This is a genomic window from Alcanivorax sp. DSM 26293, assembly GCF_900107995.1.
Lineage (GTDB): Bacteria > Pseudomonadota > Gammaproteobacteria > Pseudomonadales > Alcanivoracaceae > Alcanivorax.
The window spans coordinates 184150-203461 of sequence record NZ_FNUM01000005.1 but is presented as its reverse complement, the minus strand read 5'-3'; the positions used below and the strand labels follow the sequence as shown (position 1 = coordinate 203461).

At 59.6% G+C, this 19312-nt stretch carries 22 protein-coding genes; 14 read left to right on the top strand and 8 right to left on the bottom strand.

All coding sequences use genetic code 11. The features are described from left to right. Positions 1–72 precede the first annotated feature (72 nt). The 12 genes from lipB to C4S63_RS10825 all read left to right on the top strand — a co-directional run bounded on the left by lipB (position 73) and on the right by C4S63_RS10825 (position 9011). On the top strand, positions 73–759 hold the full coding sequence (gene lipB, locus C4S63_RS10875; protein WP_062815960.1) for a lipoyl(octanoyl) transferase LipB: 687 nt from the start codon (positions 73–75) through the stop codon (positions 757–759). A 16-nt stretch (positions 760–775) separates the two neighbouring features. Next, positions 776–1756, top strand: a complete 981-nt coding sequence (gene lipA, locus C4S63_RS10870) for a lipoyl synthase (protein WP_103917565.1) — start codon at positions 776–778, stop codon at positions 1754–1756. Positions 1757–1904: 148 nt separating this feature from the next. After that, positions 1905–3413, top strand: a complete 1509-nt coding sequence (dacB, locus tag C4S63_RS10865) for a D-alanyl-D-alanine carboxypeptidase/D-alanyl-D-alanine-endopeptidase (RefSeq protein WP_103917564.1) — start codon at positions 1905–1907, stop codon at positions 3411–3413. A gap of 127 nt (positions 3414–3540) precedes the next feature. Next, positions 3541–4209, top strand: coding sequence for a glutathione S-transferase (locus tag C4S63_RS10860; RefSeq protein WP_103917563.1), 669 nt, complete (start codon positions 3541–3543; stop codon positions 4207–4209). A 4-nt stretch (positions 4210–4213) separates the two neighbouring features. Then, positions 4214–4879, top strand: coding sequence for a bifunctional 2-polyprenyl-6-hydroxyphenol methylase/3-demethylubiquinol 3-O-methyltransferase UbiG (locus tag C4S63_RS10855; RefSeq protein WP_062815956.1), 666 nt, complete (start codon positions 4214–4216; stop codon positions 4877–4879). Between the two features lie 92 nt (positions 4880–4971). Beyond that, on the top strand, positions 4972–5139 hold the full coding sequence (locus C4S63_RS17380) for a hypothetical protein (protein WP_156478249.1): 168 nt from the start codon (positions 4972–4974) through the stop codon (positions 5137–5139). A 69-nt stretch (positions 5140–5208) separates the two neighbouring features. Beyond that, positions 5209–5646 (top strand): copper resistance protein NlpE, encoded by a 438-nt coding sequence (locus C4S63_RS10850; RefSeq protein ID WP_062815955.1) that lies wholly within the window; start codon positions 5209–5211, stop codon positions 5644–5646. A 385-nt stretch (positions 5647–6031) separates the two neighbouring features. Then, complete coding sequence (locus C4S63_RS10845; protein WP_103917562.1) at positions 6032–6703, top strand: MotA/TolQ/ExbB proton channel family protein; 672 nt, start codon at positions 6032–6034, stop codon at positions 6701–6703. Beyond that, positions 6693–7073: a biopolymer transporter ExbD gene (locus tag C4S63_RS10840; protein WP_062815953.1), complete on the top strand. Its 381-nt coding sequence runs from the start codon at positions 6693–6695 to the stop codon at positions 7071–7073. Before C4S63_RS10845 ends, C4S63_RS10840 begins: the two co-directional genes overlap by 11 nt. Further along, complete coding sequence (locus C4S63_RS10835; RefSeq protein WP_103917561.1) at positions 7070–7483, top strand: biopolymer transporter ExbD; 414 nt, start codon at positions 7070–7072, stop codon at positions 7481–7483. The genes C4S63_RS10840 and C4S63_RS10835 overlap by 4 nt, the downstream gene beginning before the upstream one ends. Further along, positions 7480–8229, top strand: coding sequence for an energy transducer TonB (locus tag C4S63_RS10830; protein ID WP_103917560.1), 750 nt, complete (start codon positions 7480–7482; stop codon positions 8227–8229). Before C4S63_RS10835 ends, C4S63_RS10830 begins: the two co-directional genes overlap by 4 nt. Before the next feature lie 62 nt (positions 8230–8291). Continuing rightward, positions 8292–9011 carry a ZIP family metal transporter gene (locus tag C4S63_RS10825; RefSeq protein ID WP_063508312.1) on the top strand — a complete coding sequence of 240 codons (720 nt, stop codon included), beginning with the start codon at positions 8292–8294 and terminating at the stop codon, positions 9009–9011. A 172-nt stretch (positions 9012–9183) separates the two neighbouring features. Here the strand turns inward: C4S63_RS10825 and C4S63_RS10820 are convergent, their stop codons facing one another. The 4 genes from C4S63_RS10820 to C4S63_RS10805 all read right to left on the bottom strand — a co-directional run bounded on the left by C4S63_RS10820 (position 9184) and on the right by C4S63_RS10805 (position 12338). Beyond that, positions 9184–9786, bottom strand: a complete 603-nt coding sequence (locus tag C4S63_RS10820; protein WP_103917559.1) for a flavin prenyltransferase UbiX — start codon at positions 9784–9786, stop codon at positions 9184–9186. Continuing rightward, the gene (locus C4S63_RS10815; protein ID WP_103917558.1) at positions 9783–10241 is read right to left on the bottom strand and encodes a DUF2214 family protein; all 459 of its coding nucleotides are present in this window, start codon (positions 10239–10241) and stop codon (positions 9783–9785) included. Before C4S63_RS10815 ends, C4S63_RS10820 begins: the two co-directional genes overlap by 4 nt. 158 nt (positions 10242–10399) lie before the next feature. Further along, positions 10400–11752 (bottom strand): UDP-N-acetylmuramate:L-alanyl-gamma-D-glutamyl-meso-diaminopimelate ligase, encoded by a 1353-nt coding sequence (gene mpl, locus C4S63_RS10810; RefSeq protein WP_103917557.1) that lies wholly within the window; start codon positions 11750–11752, stop codon positions 10400–10402. Positions 11753–11813: 61 nt separating this feature from the next. Then, a complete protein-coding gene (locus tag C4S63_RS10805) occupies positions 11814–12338 on the bottom strand; it encodes a hypothetical protein (RefSeq protein WP_063508310.1) in 525 nt (174 codons plus the stop codon). Between the two features lie 180 nt (positions 12339–12518). Between C4S63_RS10805 and C4S63_RS10800 the strand changes: the two genes are divergently transcribed. Then, positions 12519–13781, top strand: a complete 1263-nt coding sequence (locus tag C4S63_RS10800; protein WP_063508309.1) for a 6-phosphofructokinase — start codon at positions 12519–12521, stop codon at positions 13779–13781. 344 nt (positions 13782–14125) lie between these two features. On the opposite strand, the gene C4S63_RS10795 is transcribed toward C4S63_RS10800, so the two are convergent. Together C4S63_RS10795 and murI are read right to left on the bottom strand one after the other, a co-directional pair. Next, entirely contained in the window at positions 14126–14530 is a 405-nt protein-coding gene (locus C4S63_RS10795; protein ID WP_103917556.1) for a VOC family protein, read from the bottom strand. A 115-nt stretch (positions 14531–14645) separates the two neighbouring features. After that, a complete protein-coding gene (gene murI / locus C4S63_RS10790) occupies positions 14646–15434 on the bottom strand; it encodes a glutamate racemase (RefSeq protein ID WP_103917555.1) in 789 nt (262 codons plus the stop codon). 397 nt (positions 15435–15831) lie between these two features. Between murI and C4S63_RS10785 the strand changes: the two genes are divergently transcribed. Further along, a complete protein-coding gene (locus C4S63_RS10785; RefSeq protein ID WP_160052756.1) occupies positions 15832–16473 on the top strand; it encodes a DUF2459 domain-containing protein in 642 nt (213 codons plus the stop codon). 205 nt (positions 16474–16678) lie between these two features. Here the strand turns inward: C4S63_RS10785 and C4S63_RS10780 are convergent, their stop codons facing one another. Together C4S63_RS10780 and C4S63_RS10775 are read right to left on the bottom strand one after the other, a co-directional pair. After that, positions 16679–17755 (bottom strand): peptidoglycan-binding domain-containing protein, encoded by a 1077-nt coding sequence (locus C4S63_RS10780; protein ID WP_103917553.1) that lies wholly within the window; start codon positions 17753–17755, stop codon positions 16679–16681. Positions 17756–17976: 221 nt separating this feature from the next. After that, entirely contained in the window at positions 17977–19275 is a 1299-nt protein-coding gene (locus tag C4S63_RS10775; RefSeq protein ID WP_234999991.1) for a uracil-xanthine permease family protein, read from the bottom strand. Positions 19276–19312 lie beyond the last annotated feature (37 nt).

Sequence of the window (19312 nt, the reverse complement as noted above, 5' to 3'; positions counted from 1 at the left end):
GTAGCTTGTAGCTTGTAGCTTGTAGCTTGTAGCTTGTAGCTTGTAGCTTGTCGCTGCCTTTATACTTCCCCCATGAACGATGCCTTGATTCGCTATCTCCCCCGGGTGGATTACACCCCCTGCTGGCAGGCCATGCGCACGCTTACCGATGGCCGTACCGCCGACACTGCCGACGAGCTCTGGGTGCTGGAACACCCACCGGTGTTCACCCTGGGTCAGGCCGGCAAACCGGAACATGTGCTCAATGCCGGCGAGATCCCGGTGGTCAACAGCGACCGGGGCGGGCAGGTGACTTACCACGGCCCCGGGCAGACGGTGATCTACCTGATGCTGGACATTAAACGCCTGGGGCTCGGCAGCCGGGGGCTGGTCAGTGCCATTGAGCAGGGCATCATCGATTTTCTGGCCAGCCACGGCATCGACGCGGCCAACCGTGACGACGCTCCCGGTGTCTATGTGCAAGGCGCCAAGATTGCCTCACTGGGGTTGCGCATCCGCCGGGGCGCCAGTTATCACGGCCTGGCCATCAACCGCGACATGGACCTGTCTCCCTGGCAGCGCATCAACCCCTGCGGCCATGTTGGCCAGCCCATGACCACCCTTAGCCAGCAGGGCGTAGTGCTGGATCGCCACACCATGGAGCAACAGCTGGTGACGTTATTAGCCAAACGTCTGGGGCTGGCGCCACGGACAGCCCCCTTGCCAGACTGGTACAATGACGTTTCCGAATTTTCGCCGGCCCACAGCCCGGCACCCTGACAGTAACGGACACCCCATGAGCGAGCAGGCACAGGCCAAGCGCAAGGTTCAGATCGGCGACAAGCTGCGTGGTGCAGACAAGGTACGCACCATTCCCATGGTCAATGAAGAGACCGGCTACCAGCGGAAGCCGGACTGGATCCGTGTGCGCGTCCCCGCCAACGGCGAGATCCAGCGCATCAAGTCCATGCTCCGCGAGCAGAAGCTGCATACCGTCTGCGAGGAAGCCGCCTGTCCCAATCTGCCGGAATGTTTCGGCGGCGGCACCGCCACCTTCATGATCATGGGCGACATCTGCACCCGACGTTGCGCCTTCTGTGATGTGGGCTTTGGCCGCCCCAACGCCCTGGACCCGGAAGAGCCCCTGCATCTGGCCGAATCCGTGGAGAATCTGGGGCTCAAGTATGTGGTGATCACCTCCGTGGACCGGGACGATCTGGCCGATGGGGGCGCCGAGCATTTTGCCGAATGCATCCGCCAGGTTCGCGCACGCACGCCGCAGACCAAGATTGAAATCCTCACCCCCGACTTCCGCCCTTGCCTGGATACCGCCGTGGATATTCTGGTGGACACGGCGCCAGATGTGTTCAACCACAACATCGAAACGGTCCCGGAGCTGTACAAGCACATCCGCCCCGGCGCGCGTTACCAGCATTCACTGGACCTGCTGCAGCGCTACAAGGCACGCCGCCCGGACGTGAGCACCAAGAGCGGCATCATGGTGGGCCTGGGTGAAACCTTCGAACAGGTGATCAACACCATCAAGGACCTGCGCGCCCACGATGTGGACATGCTGACCATTGGTCAGTACCTGCAGCCCAGCAAACACCACGCGCCGGTGGCCCGTTTCGTTCACCCGGACGAATTCCGCGAATATGCCCGTGTGGCGGAGGAGCTGGGCTTCCGCTCTGTGGCATCAGGTCCTATGGTGCGCAGCTCCTATCACGCAGACCTGCAACACAAAGGCATTGATGTGGGAATCCACAAACCCGCCTGATGCCGCCCCGCTCCAGCGCAGGAGTCGCGATGAATTTACATTTCATCGCGATTCCCCCCGCTGACCCGGCCCCGGCTTTGGTTTACGCTAGGGCCAGTTATTTTCTTGTGCCGTTCTACTTTCCGCCACTATCTGGCCAGGTCTGCTCATGTCTCACCCGGTTGCCGTCAAGGCACGCTTTTTACGATTGCTGTCAGCACTTTCATGCCTGACCCTGTTGAGCATGCTGGGCGCCATTCCCGCCCATGCCGGTTCACCCACCCCGCTTCTCGCTCCGGTACTGGAGGCTGCCAAGAATCTGCAGCTGGCCGACGAGCACCTGGCGGTCACCGCCATTCCCCTGAACGGCCCTGGTGATGCCCGCTTTCTGAATGCGGATACCCCCTTCAATCCCGGCTCCATCATGAAAGTGGTCACCACCTATGCGGCCCTGGAGCTGCTCGGTCCCACCTATCAGTGGCATACCCGGCTGTACACCGACGGCAAGATCAGTGGCAACACCTTGCAGGGCAACCTCTACTTTGCTGGCAGTGGCGACCCGAAACTGACCGAAGAGCGACTCTGGCTGTTGATGCGCGAGCTGAGCGCCATGGGCATTGACCATATCCAGGGTGACCTGGTGCTTGACGCCAGCGCCTTCAATCTGCCCAACGGTATTCCTGACTTTGATGATGACGGCGACAACCCCAATGCGCCCTTCCTGGTTGAACCCCACGCCTTGCTTACCAACCTGAATGTGTTGCGCATTCGTTCCCGCGCTGACGAGAGAGGCATCCATACCTGGACCGAACCCACCCTCAATGGGGTAGAGATCGATAACCGGATGGTCTTCAAGGATTACGGCCAGTGCCCGCGACGCTACCAGTTCGATTACCAACCGACCCTGACCGAAAATGGCCACACCCGCATCACTGTTACCGGCGTGCTGCCCAAAGGGTGCTCCACCAGCAGCTACCTGTCCGTCATGGACCAGGGCGACTACACCGGCGCCCTGATCACCGGCCTGTGGCAGCAACTGGGCGGCACTCTCACCGGTCAGATACGTCAAGGGCTTCGCCCCCGTGATGCCAGCATCGAACTGCTCGCCACCACTTCCTCGCGAGACCTGGTCACCATGGTTCGTGACATCAACAAGTGGAGCAATAACGTGATGGTCCGCCAGCTGTTCCTCAGCCTGGGCGCCAAATTCCGTCAACCTGGAGACCGGGACGACCTGGCAGCGGCGGAAAGAACCATCCGCGAATGGCTGGCCACCAAGGGCATCGACAGCAAGGGCATGGTGTTTGAAAACGGCTCCGGCCTATCGCGCCTTGAACGGATCTCCGCCCGGCAGATGGCCAGCCTGTTGCAACAAGCCTGGGAAAGCCGTTTTGCGGCTGAGTTGATCGCGTCCCTGCCGCTGATTGCCATGGACGGCACCATGCGCCGGCGGCTTGGCAAGGCCGGCATGGCCGGCCTCGGCCATATCAAGACGGGCTCACTGAAAAACGTACGTTCCATCGCTGGCTTCACCCGGGATGAAAACAACACCACCTGGGCGGTGGTTGCCATGGTTAACCACCATCAGGCCTGGCGCACCGAAACCATTCTCGACTCGGTGATCAAGCAGGTTCATCTGGCGGCTCGCCCTCCCAGTATTGATACCGCCAGACACTGAAGTCCGGGGGGTTATGCCTTTGTTGCATGCTCCCCCCCTCACCGATCACAGGTGTGCAGGGTGTCGCACGTGAATGGCGCATAACTCTGCTATGCTGCCGGGCAACACCGGATTAGCGAGACAGCCCATGATCACCCTTCACCACCTGGAAAACTCCCGTTCCCTGCGCATCGTCTGGCTGCTGGAAGAACTGGGCCTGGACTACGAGATTCGCCACTATGCCCGCGACAGCAAAACCATGCTGGCCCCGGCGGAACTCAAGCAGGTGCACCCATTGGGGAAATCCCCGGTAATCACCGATGGCGACATCACCGTGGCAGAGTCCGGCGCCATTATTGAATATTTGATCCAGCGACACGGCAACGACAGCTGGAAAATCCGCACCGACGATCCACGCTGGGTGCAAGAGCGTTACTGGCTCCACTACGCAGAAGGCTCCCTGATGCCCCTGCTGGTGATGAAGCTGGTATTCAGCCGTATTCCCAAATCCCCCATGCCCTTTATTGTCCGTCCGGTTGCCAAGGGCATCAGCGGCAAGGTGATTGGCACCTTTATTGACCCGCAACTGGAAACCCAGCTGGCTGTCATTGAGTCTCACCTGGCCGACCATAACTGGTTTGCTGGCGAGACGCTCAGCGCAGCGGATATCATCATGAGCTTTCCGTTGCAGGCCGCCTCTGCCCGCGCCGATCTGAGCCGGTTGCCGGCAATCCAGCGCTTCCTGCAGCAGATGGAAGCACGTCCGGCGTACCAGCGAGCCGTGGAACGGGCGGGCCCACTAACCCCCATGCGCTGACCACATGACACCGGAGCAACGCATCCTTGCCAGCTGGCAGGATAATGCCGCCCCCTGGACCCGCCTGATACAACAGCAGGGGCTGGCCAGCCGGCGCATCAGCGACCCGGCCATCGAACGGGCCATCCTCGCTCACCAGCCGAGCCGGGTGCTGGATGTGGGATGTGGCGAGGGCTGGTTATGTCGCCGCCTGGCTGCCCGGGGCATTCACACCACCGGCATCGATGCCATCCCGGCCCTGGTGGAGGCTGCCCGCCAGCAACACCAACAGGGGGACTACCGCTGTCTGGCCTTCAGTGAACTGGCGCAGAACCTCACCGACTCCTTTGATCTGGCCGTGTGCAATTTTTCCCTGTTTGGCGAGCAATCCGTACAACAGTTACTGGCTGTGCTGCACCGCCGGCTCTCCCCCGGAGGCTTGCTGCTGATACAGACCCTGCACCCGCTGATGACCTGCGAAGGACACTATTGCGATGGCTGGCGTGAAACCCGCTGGCCAGCCGATTGCGTTGATTTCGGTGATGCTCCGCCCTGGTATTTCCGCACGTTGCAGAGTTGGCTGGCGCTGCTCCACAGTCAGGGCTATCGAGTCTCTCTGGAGGAACCTCTGGACCCGCAGCAGACACTGCCGGTTTCCGTCATTTTTCATGCCCGCCCGGAACCCCGATAACAGTAAACCAACAACTGATAACAAAGTGTTGCTGGTGACCTCCCCCGTCCGGTTCTAGCCTGTCTGCACAACAATAACCGGGTAGGTGCTGCATGATTCTGTTCTATTTTCTGATCGTGTTCGCTTTCTTTCTGGCCATCATGCAATGGGTTTTCCGCAAGATTGATGCGCACCAGGCCCTGTCTGCCGAGCCCTCCGAGACTCCCTCCTGTCTACTGAGCAGTGCGCAAACGCGCCATGAAATTATCAAAAACTGTTAAAACGGCGAACCAAACACAAAAACACTTTTCAAAGGGGTATCTTTAAAGGAGTTGTCAGGGAGTACCAAGATGAAAACCTACCTCGCCGCCGCCGTGCTGGGCAGTGCCATTCTCGTTACCGGCTGCCAGAGCAAGCCACCGGAAGAACCGGTCAACCCTACCGCCCAGAAGCTGACATACAGCGGCATGCTGCCCTGCGCTGACTGTTCCGGCATTCGCACCACTCTGACGCTTTACCGAGATCAGTACGACAATCCCACTCGCTTTGAACTGCGCGAGGAATACCTGAGCGGTTCCAAAGTGGAGTTGAGCGCGTCAGAGCGCGGTAACTGGGAGGCGGAAAAGCGCCTGCAGGGCAACATGCAATACGACATCTACACCATCAACCCCGATGATCCCGATGCCGACCGCCGTTATATCAAGGATGCCGTCAACGCCATTGAACAACTGGATCAGGACGGTAACCGCATCGAATCCAATATGAATTACCGCTTGTTGCTCAAATAACTCTGCCGGGCGCCCCACGGCGCCATTCTGACTGGATGCCTCCCCCCGAAAGACCGCAAAGCGCTTACGGGGGCGGCCACCAGCCTTACCCTCCCAGACGCCCTCTTTCTGTGGCTGTCCACCGCTTCCCCATCGGCAGAACCCCCTCGTTGAGCAACACTGCGATGCAGTACCGTGAATGGCCCGCAAATAGGAATGACTTGCATTCAGGTGCCTGCGAACCTATTATTGCGACCCCTAATTCGAGCCTTCGCGCTGACCGTCTCGAATCCGTGTTCCCCGGTTTGTTGCTCAGTCACCGGGATGTCACAACCGCATGCCAGTATGCATGCTTTTTGTACTACTAACCGGGCCCGTTGGATTCGCCCGTAGCAGGAGTTTTTCCATGCCCCCGATTTCCCTGCAACTGCCTGACTGGTTTGTCAGTGGCGGCGCCACCATGTGGGTTCTGGCGTTGTTGTCCGTGATCGCCCTGGCCACCCTGATCTCCAAGATTCTGCAGTTCGCCCGCGTTCGCCCGGGCAGCGCCCGTCAGGCAGACCGTCTGCTGGACGCCCTGACCCGGGGCCAGCAGCCCGCCAAGCCCGGGAAACTGACCAGCCCGATTGATCAGGTGGTATGGCAATGCTGGCAGAACAGCAAACTGGAAGAAGCGGCCTGGCAGGAAGAAAGCCTGCGCCTGGCGCGCACCTCCCTGGATAATCTGCGCGGCGGCCTGCGCATTCTGGAAGTGATCAGCGCCGTGGCACCCCTTCTCGGCCTGCTGGGTACCGTATTTGGCATGATCGGCGCGTTTCAGGCCCTGGAGACGGCTGGCGCCCAGGTGGACCCGTCCATCCTCTCAGGCGGTATCTGGGAAGCCTTGCTGACCACCGCCGCCGGCCTGACCGTTGCGATCCCCACGCTGGCTGCCTTTCACTGGGCGGACCGCAGCCTGGAACTGTGCCGGGAAAAAATGCAGGACCGCTTGTCCCGTCTGAAGGTCCTTCGCAACAATCACGCGGAATCCGAGCCCCTGGAAGAGGACCGCGACCCGTCGGTGGCGCATGCATATTGAACCAGAGCGTCACCGTACGCCCTTTATCAGCCTCACACCGCTGATTGATGTAGTATTTATTCTGCTGGTGTTCTTTATGCTGGCGACCCGTTTCGGGCAGTTCTACGACCTGCCCGTCAACGTGCAGCCCGCTGAAAGCATGAATAAACCTGATGACAAGTGGCTGGTGATCGAAGTGGAGGCCGACGGCGACCTGAATCTGAACGGCGTCAGTTTCACCCCTGACGCCGTGGCGGATCGGCTCGACACCCAGAAAACCAAGGTCTGGGTCACCGTCAGTGCGGATGCCACCTTGCAGCAAGCCCTGGCCGCCGTGGATGCGATCAAGGCCGCCGGCGTAAAGGACGTACAACTGGAGCTGTTGCCATGATGATCATGGAAACCTCTTCCCGCCGCCCCCCACTGGAACCGGTGTTGCCACTGATCAATGTGGTATTTCTGCTGTTGATCTTCTTCATGCTGGCCGGCCAGCTGGCCAAGAGCCCCACCGTATCCGTGGATACCCCTCTGAGCCAGAGCGCCAATGGACCGGAAGCCCGGGACAAATTGTTGCTGGTATTGCAGAAGGACGGCCAGTGGTTCACCGAGGTCAATGACACGGCGCTCACCGAGACCACACTGCAAGAGCATCTGAAAGAACGCCCGGAAGGGGCGGAAGTCCGTCTGCTGGCAGATGCCGGCGTCACCATGACGACCCTGCGGGAAAGACTGGAAACCCTGCAGGAACTGGGCGTAGAGCAAGTGCGCCTGGTGACCCGCAATGACGGGGAGGGGCAATGAAATCCCGCACTCTTTTCGCCTGGGTCATCTCCGCCCTGATTCACGCCAGCGTCCTGGTTACCGTCGGAGCCCTTACCCTGGCCGGCGGACGGCCGGCCAAGCCCGGTGTCACGGAAATGGTGGTCAGCCTTGCGCCGCCAGCGGAAAAACCCGCCGCCCCACCCGCGCCGGCCAACGCGGCGCCAGCGCCGACGCCCAAGCCCGAGCCCGAGCCCGAGCCAAAACCCAAGCCCAAGGTAAAACCAAAACCCAAGCCCGTGGCCAAGCCCAAGCCGGAACCCAAACCGGAACCCACCCCGGAACCGGTTGTGGCCAAGAAAGAGAAGAAAACGGAGCAGGAAACCCGGGAAAAAAACGATAGCGAGCAGGCCGCCAGCCAGCCCCAACAAGTGGGCGCCAAAGGCATGGCCGGGGACCCGGGTGAAGGGGTGCATCAATCCGGCGACACGGAAAACGCCCTGAACAAATACCTGGCCAAGGTGCGCGATACCATCGACTACAACAAACAGTACCCGCACCGCGCCCGCATGCGTCGCCAACAGGGTACCGTGAAGGTCTCGTTCATGATCAACGCCTCCGGTCGGGCAGAACAGGTGGCGGTCGTGGAGAGCTCCGGCAGCCGGATTCTGGACCGGGCGACCCTGGAGCTGGTTTCCCGCCTTCGCTTTGATGCTCCCCCCAAGGATCTGAAACAGATTCCCGTGGAAGTCATCGCGCCGGTGGACTACAGCCTCAGTAACAGTTGATCGTCCACCAGTCAGACTTTAAGGTCTCTCGCTAACAGGCGTTTCACCTTCAAGGATGATCCATGAGCCCACTTTATCTTGCATTACTGCTCAGCCTGGCCGCAGGCCTGAGCATGGCCGCCGGTGCCCTGATCGGTGTTAAACAGCACATCGCACGGGGCTGGCTGGAACAGGAGGTCCGCCATACAGTCATTGCCTTCGGTGGTGGCGCCTTGCTGGCCGCCGTGGCCCTGGTGCTGGTCCCGGAAGGGGCCCAACACCATAACCCGCTCTCTGCCACCCTGCTGTTCGTTGGCGGCGGCATTGCCTTTATGGTGGTGGACCGGGCACTGGCTGCCCATGGCGGTGCCATGTCACAACTACTGGCCATGTTGCTGGATTTTGTGCCCGAAGCCATCGCCCTGGGGGCGGCACTGGCAGTGGGAGGAGGCCAGGCCTACCTGTTGGCGTTCCTGATCGGCATGCAGAATCTCCCGGAAGGCTTCAACGCCTATCGGGAAATCCGCAACAGCGACGGCAATACCCTCTCCTCCCGCAAGATCATTCTGGCCTTCACCACCCTGGCACTGCTCGGCCCCGTCAGCGCCGCCCTGGGCTTCCTGGTGCTGGTGGACAGCCCACTGGTGCTGGGGGGCATCATGCTGTTTGCCAGTGGCGGGATTCTCTACCTGGTGTTCCAGGACATTGCCCCGCAGGTGCCCCTGAAAAAGCATTGGGCGCCAGCCCAGGGGGCAGTGGCCGGGTTTGCGTTGGGGCTGGTGGGGCACCTTCTGGTGCATTGACCGTAAAGGTCCTGTAGGAGCGTCGCTGGCGGCGCGAACAAAACTGTTGCGAGTTACGAGGAGCGAGGTTCGAAAGGCAAGACCTTCAACAGCTCAATCCAGGTCTTCGAAACTCGATTCAGGGGTTGAGTTATCGCGCCGCCAGCGACGCTCCTACAACGGATTTGGAGGGTTACTCCCCCCAGCGCTTCACCAGCGTCTGTTCTACCCCCAGATGATCCAGTAACCGGGCGACGATGAAATCCACCAGGTCCTGCACCGTCTCCGGTTGATGATAGAAACCGGGGGCAGCCGGCATGATGGTCACACCCAGGCGAGACAGCTTCAGCATGTTTTCCAGGTGGAGAGGGGAAAAAGGCGCTTCCCGGGGTACCAGGATCAGCTTGCGCCCCTCCTTGATGGCCACATCGGCGGCCCGTTCGATCAGGTTATCGCTGGCCCCGCAGGCAATGGCGGAGAGGGTCCCGGTGGAGCACGGGCACACCACCATGGCGGCAGGCGCACCACTGCCAGATGCAACCGGTGCGGTCCACTGTTCCAGCCCGCAGACCACCAGGTTGCCACGGTCTGTCTGCACCCAGTCGCGCAGGGCTTGCTCTGCCGCGCCGGTGCCGGCCGGCAGTTTCAGCTTGGTTTCCATGCCGATCACCACCCGCGCCGCCTTGGACAGGATGACGAAGACCTCGCAATCCGCATCCAGCAGACACTGCAGCAGGCGCAATCCGTAGGGGGCACCGGAAGCGCCGGTGAAGGCCAGTGTGATTCGTTTTTTCATACACCCATTCCTACACCACGGGCCATCAATGCCGCGAGAATGGGCATCAACACCACCAGGTGGAGTTCCGCCACCAGCACACCACGCAGATTGCGCTGCAGGGCGTCATCAATTTCCGGCACATGACCGGCCTTCACCGCTTTACGCCAGCCCAGCAACACCTTGGTGGGGTAAAGGCTCAACAGGCCGATCAGGACAAACAGGGTGACCTTGCCATGAAACCAGGGGTTGGACAGGTAAAAATCCCAGCCCTTTTCCGTCCAGCCGGCCCGCGCAATCCCGCTCACCATTACCACCAGCGCCGCGAGACCATAGCCGATATCCAGCCACAGAAGAGTACGAATGTTGCGTTCGTTGATGCCGGTTCGCCACAACAGAAGTTCCCCGTAGAGGAAAGCAAACAGCATCAGAATGCTGAGGTAATGCACCGATGCCCAGAATACGGACCAGAACATGACAACCTCCCGTGTTGATTCACGCCGAACACCAAGCTAACCGTAAAGCCGGCCACCGTTGGAGCTTTGCTTGCAAAGCGAAGGGCCCGGCCCCTGAGAGAATTCGCCTTGCGAGCAAGGCTCCAACGACCCCTCCGGAATAACATGTGGCGAAGAGCTTATGCTTTTAGCGCCTCCAGCAACTTCTGATGGATACCGCCAAAGCCGCCGTTGCTCATCACCACCACATTCAGTGGCTCGCCCTTGCGAGCCAGCACCCGGGCAATGATGTCGTCAATATCATTACTCACCGAAGCGGGCACCGGCGATTCACACACCACCGGGTCCAGCGACCAGTCCAGTCCCGGCGGCTGGTACCAGATTACCTCATCCGCCGCCCCGGTGCTGGCAGCCAGCGCTTCCTTGTGGCTTCCCATGCGCATGGTGTTGGAGCGGGGTTCGATCACCGCCAGAATCTTTCCGTCACCGACCTTGCGACGCAACCCGTCCAGGGTGGTGGCAATGGCCGTGGGGTGATGGGCAAAGTCGTCATACACCCGCACCCCATGAATCTCACCGCGTAATTCCATACGCCGCTTCACACCCTGGAATTCGCACAAAGCCGCCGCGCCATCCGCCAGCGTCACACCCACATGACGGGCAGCCAGCAAGGCGGCCATGCCGTTATTCACACTGTGCCGGCCAGTCTGATCCCAGCGCACCTGTGCCACTGGCTCACCGTTCTCCAGCACGGTAAAGGCGGAACCATCCGCGTTATCCAGCCGATAGCCCAGGGAGTCGTTTTCACCGAAGCGTTCAATCTCGCTCCAGCAGCCTTTCTCCAGTGTCTCCTCCAGGGCGGTTTCGCCATGAGGAAGGATGAGCCGCCCGGAGGAAGGCACGGTGCGAATCAGGTGGTGGAACTGGGTCTGGATAGCGGCCAGATCGGCAAAGATATCCGCGTGGTCGAATTCCAGATTGTTGAGAATGACGGTGCGCGGACGGTAGTGAACGAATTTGCTGCGCTTGTCGAAGAAGGCGGTGTCGTATTCATCCGCTTCCACCACAAAAAACGGCGTCTCACCGAGTCGGGCAGAGACCCCGAAATTGCCGGGCACACCACCAATCAGATAACCGGGATTGAGCCCGGCGTGCTCCAGAATCCAGGCCAGCATGGAGCTGGTCGTGGTCTTGCCGTGGGTACCGGCCACCGCCAGCACCCAGCGCCCGGGCAGGATCACATCCTCCAGCAACTGGGCACCGGAGGTATAGGGCAGGCCCCGATCCAGCACGGCTTCCACGGCAGGATTGCCCCGACTCAGGGCATTGCCGACCACCACCAGATCCGGCGCCGGCTCCAGTTGCGCCGGGTCGTACCCCTGGGTCAGTGCAATGCCCGCCGCTTCCAGTTGGTCACTCATGGGCGGATAGACGTTCTGGTCACTACCGGTAACACGATGGCCCTGAGCCTTGGCCAGCTGCGCCAGAGAGCCCATGAAGGTGCCACAGATACCGAGGATATGGATATGCATGGGAATAAACCGATCAAAAGAATCCCTGCACCTTAACGGCAAAGGGACTGTCAGGTGAAGCTTACCGGGTCACCGTCACCACTTCCGGCACCAGCATCACTACCGCGGCATAGCCGGCCACCAGCAGGGTCAGGGCGATCCCCAGGCCCAGGAACGGCCCCACATTCATGGCCCGATGGTAAACGAAGCTCTGGGCGGCCAGTTGCCAGCTCACCAGCAACAGATACAGCCCCTCGATCCAGCCCTGGGACTGGGCCATGCCCGCATTGATCGCCAGCAAAGGCAGGGTCACCAGGGTCAGCACCACATCGATACCGACCAACGACAGGGCCGTCTGCAGCCAACGACTCTGCAGCCCCTTAAAGCCCAGCAGTACAAAAATCCCCGCCAGGATCACCGCCATTGAGGTGAGCTGGCTGCTCAGCAACACCAGCACCGGCAGGGCTGTCTGCAAGCTACCTACCAGCAGTTGCAGGCCACACCAACCCAGCAACACCAGGCCCAGCAGGTTCGTTGAGTAAGGCGCGTTTTCGGGGCCGGCGCGAAATATGGCCAGCCGCCAGAACAATGTCATCAATGCAGTCATGGATCCTCCGGCGAGCTATTGTTCCAGAGCCGGGAGGAAATCACCATCAGGGGCAGTTGGAAGTTCAACATTCAACGTTGAACTTCCAACTGCCCTTTTCCTGTCATCGTCCGACAACACCGGGTGTGTTTCATGGCCTCCTTCGCTAGAATGCACGCAAATTGAATCAAGGGGTCTCTCATGGCGCGTAAAAACGCTTTCTATGCTCAGTCTGGCGGTGTCACCGCTGTCATCAATGCCTCCGCCGCCGGCGTGATCGAAGCCGCCCGCGAGAACAAGGATGTGATCGGCAAGGTCTACGCCGGGCGTAATGGCATCATCGGCGCCCTCACCGAAGAGCTGATCGACACCAGCAAAGAAAGCAAAAGCGCCATTGACGCGCTCAAGCATACCCCCGGCGGCGCGTTTGGCTCCTGCCGCTACAAGCTCAAGGATCTGAAAACCTCCCAGCGCGAATACGAGCGTCTGATCGAGGTGTTCAAGGCCCACAACATCGGCTACTTCTTCTACAACGGTGGCGGTGACTCCGCTGACACCTGCCTGAAAGTGTCCCAGCTGTCCGAAAAGATGGGTTACCCGATCCAGGCCATCCACGTGCCCAAGACCGTGGACAATGACCTGCCCTTCACGGATGTGAGCCCGGGCTTTGGCTCCGTGGCCAAGTACACCGCCGTGAGCTGCCGCGAGGCGGCCCTGGACGTGGCCAGCATGTGCGCCACCTCCACCAAGGTGTTCGTGATGGAAGTGATGGGCCGTCACGCCGGCTGGATCGCTGCTGCTGCAGGTCTTGCCAAGGAAGACAACGACGACGCGCCACACCTGATCCTGTTCCCGGAAATCGCCTTCGACAAGGCCGCCTTCATGAAGAAAGTGGAAGCCACTGTTCAGAAAGTGGGCTACTGCGTGATCGTGGTGTCCGAAGGTGCCCGCTACGAAGACGGCACCTTCCTGGCCGACGCGGGTAACACCGATGCCTTCGGGCACAAACAGCTCGGTGGCGTGGCCCCGGTGATTGCACAAATGGTCAAGGATGAGCTGGGCTACAAATACCACTGGGCGGTGAGCGACTATCTGCAACGGGCTGCCCGTCACATTGCCTCCGCCACCGATGTGGAGCAGGCCTACGCCGTGGGCCGCGCAGCGGTGGAATTCGCCGTGGCCGGCAAGAATGCGGTGATGCCCACCATCGAGCGCAAGAAGACCAAGAAATACAGCTGGACCATCGGTGAGGCACCGCTGAAGAAAGTGGCCAACGTGGAAAAGAAGATGCCGCGCAAGTTCATCACCAAGGATGGCTTCGGCATCACTCCGTCCGGCCGCGAATACCTGGCGCCCCTGATTGGCGGCGAGTCCTACCCGCCCTACAAGGACGGCCTGCCGCAATTCGCCAAGCTGAAACTGGTCCCGGTGGCCAAGAAGCTGAACGACGCGTTCGAGGTGTAAGCCACCCGGAAACGAAAAACGCCCCGCATCGCGGGGCGTTTTTGTTTTACTCCGGGTTCACGCCTTCAACCCACTACGAATCTCTGTAGGAACGTAGCGGAGGGGAGTAACGCACGAAGTGCGGCCTGAAGGGTGAGCGAAGCGAATAAATTCCCTTCCAGGGGACGAACCCGAGCCTGGGCGAGGGAAACGGGTTAGGTTCACCTCATGCCTTCATTCAGTTTGTTGAAACCTGAAGTCCCTGACCGACCTTCGGTCGATTTCGTGCTTCGCACGGTTCGTCCCCTGGAAGGGAACTCCTACAGAGGGGCTTCGTAGCTCGGACAGGAATCGGGGAGCCGGCACTAGCCCTCTATCGCCGCCATGTCCATCCATATCATTTCCCACACATGCCCATCCGGGTCCGCCAGGTTACGGTTATACATGAACCCCAGATCCTGAACCGGGTTGATATCTGCCGTGCCGCCATTGTCCGCAGCGGCCTTATTCACGGCATCCACCGCATCACGACTGTCAAAGGACAGTGCCAGCATCACTTCACTGGAAGAGGAAGGCGGAATCGGCCGGGCGGTAAAGGTCCGCCACTTGTCATGGGTCAGCAGCATCACATGGATGGCCTCACTCCACACCATGCAGGCGGCAGTCTCGTCGGTGAATTGCGGATTGTTCTCGAAGCCCAGCGCGGTATAAAACGCCATGGACGCTTTAAGATCTGCTACCGGCAGGTTTACAAAGATCATTCTGGTCATGCTGCTGTCTCCCAAGGGTTAGTTCAAAACAGCCATGCGTGCTGTCATCACCTTATCGAACTGCCCTTGGCGCTTTCGACACAGCCATCACGTTTTTTAGCGAGACGCTTCGCCCCTACAACGAATAAACCGCCTTCCCAGGCCCCCACAAGCAGTCGATCTGTCGGGCAAACACCGCCAGTTCGCCGCTGGTGTAAAACGCCTCATCCCCGGTTTTCCCGGATTCCGCCAGCAGCCTCTCGCACGCCAACCGCCGCACCACTTCCCGGGCCACCGCCGACTCGGTGCTGACGATCTGCACCCCGGGCCCTGCCACCTGCGCAATGCGGTCGGCCAGGTAGTTGTAATGGGTACAGCCCAGCACGATGGTATCTGCGCCCTTCTCCAGCAGCGGTGCGATATAGCGATTCAGCAGTGCCAAGGTCCTGTCGTCATCAAAACGCAACGCCTCGATCTGGCCCACCAGGTCCGGACAGGGCTGCACCGCAATACTCACGGTGCTGGAAAACCGGGCCGCCAGAGCACTGAAGGAATGGGTCTGCAGGGTTCTGGGCGTGGCCAGCACCCCCACCACCCCACTGCGGGTGGCCAGCACCGCCGGCTTGACCCCTGGCTCCACGCCGATAATCGGCACCGACCAGGAGGCCCGTAGCTGTGCAATGGCGGAGGTGGTCGCCGTATTGCAGGCCACCACCACCGCCTTGGTCCCCTGCCCCAGCAGGAAATCCGTCACCGTGTTCATCCGCTCCAGAATGAAAGCATCGGACTTGTCGCCATAGGGCGCATGGCGGGAGTCGGCCACATAGAGGATATCGTCGGCGGGCAACAGCTCCCGGACTTTCGCGGCCACGGACAGGCCGCCGATACCGGAGTCGAAAATACCGATGGGATGGGAATGGGGCATGGCTGGATCTGTGGGTCGGGTTGGTCTTGGCTGGATAGTGTACTCGACCGGGATGCGAACAGGGAAAGACTTGCGCCAGGCAAGTCCGCTGATCACAGATTACCTCCAAGCCGCTCTGTCCAGAGATTGTCCTGCTTTTAATGCAAATTGCCCGTACCCTGCTGGCGCAAATATGACATCTGGCCGACGGTGGCCTCGCCGTCTTGGCAAACGGTCTATTCCAACCGGCTACCACACCATCACAGCAGACTGCGCATATGCTTCATCAACGTATCGACGCGAATTATCGTGCCAGCCACGCTGCAGTTCTATAAAAACAAAAAACAGATAGTTCAAACAGGAAAGTCGGCAAATCCGCATGCTTGATGGGACCGAATACATATCACGGCGAGACTCGATGGCTTGGTACACTGTAGCCATGATGCGTTTATGGGCGATCTCTCTTACGGTGGTATTGGCGTTGCCGGCTCAGGCTCTGGCCGATGACGTGACGGTGCTGGTGGTACGCCACCGGTGGCATACCGGTATTGCCTTTCCGGCAGACCGGCTCTCCCCTGCCCTGGGGTTTCTTGAACCGCACTTCAGTGAGCCGTCTTTCTACGAGTTCGGCTGGGGGGATGATGCCTTTTATCGGCAGGATGACAGCTGGTGGCTACGGGTTCGGGCCATGCTGTGGCCAACCCGATCGGCAATGCACGTGGTAGGACTGGAGCGACATCCGGAACTGTTGCCCCATACAGATTTGCAGCCACTGTGCCTGAGTGCCGAGCAACTCGGCCAGTTACAGGAGAGTCTGGCCGGGTATTTCCAACTGGATGAGCAGGGGCGGTTACCCGCCGGCGACCCGGGTCTGTACGGCGATAGCCGTTTCTTCCCTTCCAATGACACCTTCTGGTTCAGCAATACCTGCAACACCTGGACCGCCAGGCGCTTGCGCGAAGCAGGACTGCCGATACGTGCCTTTCTTACCCTCACTGCGGGCCAGGTTCTGGGCCAGCTGCGCGAGGGCAATCAAGCCGGCGCCTGTGCCACCCGATAAACCAACATCAGGGATAAAGGGAGACTTGGGCTGGTTGGGGCATGACCGGCCTGACCAAACCTCACCGGTGTTGCGACAGACCGTTTAATCTCTGGCCAGAAACATCTGCGAAATACCGGGGTATCTTCGCTATTAACGCCAAGTCTGAGCACACATAAAAAAGGCCGGCAAAAGCCGGCCCTGAATACCAGAAAGGAGCAGCGCGTTACAATTCCACGCCCAGGTGCTCCAGCGTCTGCATGGTCAACTGGCCGGAGGCCAAATCGTTGTCCTTCTGGTAAGCGACCACGGCGGCGCGGGTCTTCGGACCATAGACACCATCAATCCATACCGGGTCGTAGCCCTTGTCTTCCAGTGCTTTCTGAAGGCGGCGGACCACATCCTGGGTGGTATTGGTTTCACAAAGAATTTCGCGCCATTCCAGATCCGCGTCGGTCACCTTGACCTGCTTGGGCACTTCCTTGTAGACGGCGGGGATAATGGTTTTCTTCTCTTTCGGCGGTTCTACCTGCTTGACCACATCAATGGTCTTGTAAACCGCTGGCACGGTGACTTTTTCAGTGCGCGCAGGCTGATCCACCACTTTCTTGGTGACGGTCTTGTACACCGCAGGAATTTTCACTTCCTCGGTACGCTCGGGTTGTACCAGTTCCTTACGGCTAACGGTCTTGTATTCCGCCGGCACTTCCACGAGACACATGATTTCACCGGTGGAATCATCGATTTTCTCGATGGGGCCACGGCCTTTCTTCCAGGTAGTGTAAGCGGGCTTTACCAACACCTGCTCAGTGACGGTTTTATATTCCGCCGGCTTGGTGATCAACTTGGTGGTCGCCTCTTTCACCAGCACCTTCTCGGTCACTGTCTTGTAAGTGGCAGGAATCACTTTCAGCTTGTCGTAGGCTTCACTGACAAGCACTCGCTCTTGAACGGTTTCATAGCGAGCGGGAGTGGTGGTGATCTTGCTGTCTTCCTGAGACACCATGACCCGCTGCATTTCGGTCTTGTAGGTTTCCGGAATCACAACCCGTGCGTAGCAATGGCCTGGCTTGGCATTGGGGGGAAGTAGCTGATTACCGGATTCTGACGGTGCCGGCGCTGGGGCGGGCTGCTGTTGGCTGGAGTTCAGCGCTGCGCGCAACTGCTGGTTTTCCTGCTCCAGCTGCTGCTGTTGACTTTGCAACGACTGATATTCGGCAGTGTCCTGAACGGTCTGATTGCTGGCACAGCCGGTGGCAAGAGCGGCGACAACGGCCGGCAACACAAGACGATTAAGTTTCATAGTCTGTTCCCTTTTGACAGCTTCCTTGGTTCATCAGGAACAAACCATGCGCAATTAAAATGACAGAAACAGTTACAAAGATGTAATTTTACAAAAATATAGCTTAAAAATTATTTTGCTCAGATCATTTTGCAAAATAATAAGCAAAGAACTTTTTATCCTGAAAAGCATTTGCTTAAGAAAAAGAGAATAACGCCTCAATAAAGGCACGGATGTACCAGTTAATGACTGTCCTTGCGCTGCTCTGACCAGTTCTCCTTGCAGGCATGCTCCTCACCCAGATCTTCCTCTGTGCCGGTGTGATCCGGCAGAACCTGGTTCAGAATCACTGCCACCAGTCCGCACAGGCTGATCCCCTGCAAAGTGAAATCACCATTGCCCATCACCATGCCACCAATACCAAAGATCAGTGTCACTGCCACAATGACCAGGTTGCGTTGGGCGTTAAGGTCCACCCGGGCCTTGATCAGGGTACTCATGCCCACACTGGCGATGGAGCCGAACATGAGAATCAGGATGCCCCCCATCACTGGCGTGGGGATGCTTTGCAACAGCAATCCGAATTTGCCGATAAAGGCCAGGCTGATGGCAAACAATGCGGTCCAGGTCATCACCACCGGATTGAACACTTTGGTCAGCATCACCGCCCCGGTAACTTCCGAATAGGTGGTATTGGGCGGACCACCGAACAGGGCCGCCGCCATGCTGGCAATACCGTCACCGGTCAGAGTGCGATGCAGGCCGGGTTTACGGATGTAATCCTTGCCGGTGACGCTGCTGATCGCCAGGACATCCCCCACGTGTTCGATGGCCGGGGCCAGGGCCACCGGCACCATGAACAGGATCGCCTGCCATTGAAAACTGGGCGCCACAAAGTCCGGCATGGCCAACCAGCCCGCCTCTTCCACCGCCGAGAAATCCACCATCCCCATCAGCAGGGCTGCCAGGTACCCACTGACCACACCACAAAGAATGGGCAATAGGCGGAATAGTCCCCGCCCCAGGGTCGCCACCAGCATAGTGGCAAGCAGGGCCACCATGGACACCAGTAGTGCCTCGCCGTAGGGGAAGAGCCGCTCGGCGCCATTGCCGGTCATACCCATGGCAAAGTTCACCGCCGTGGGCGCCAGACTCAATCCAATCACCATGATGATGGGGCCAGTGACCACCGGCGGCATCAGACGATGCAAGAAACCCGGGCCACGCCATTTGACCAGCCCGCCCAGCACCACATAGACCACGGCGGTGCACAACAGCGCGCCCATGGTGGCGGACACGCCCCACTGTGCGACCCCATGGGCAATAGGCGCCACAAATACAAAGGAGGAGGCCAGGAACACCGGCACCGATCGGCGGGTAATCCACTGAAACAACAACGTACCCAGACCGGCGGTGAACAGGGCCACGCTGGGGTCCAGCCCGGTGAGCAACGGCATCAGCACCATGGCGCCGAAGGCCACGAACAGCATCTGCGCACCAATAAGGATAATTTTCCAGTTCCAGAATCCGGGCTGTTGCATGCCGATGGCTCCTTTAAGGCCGCGAACACCAATGACG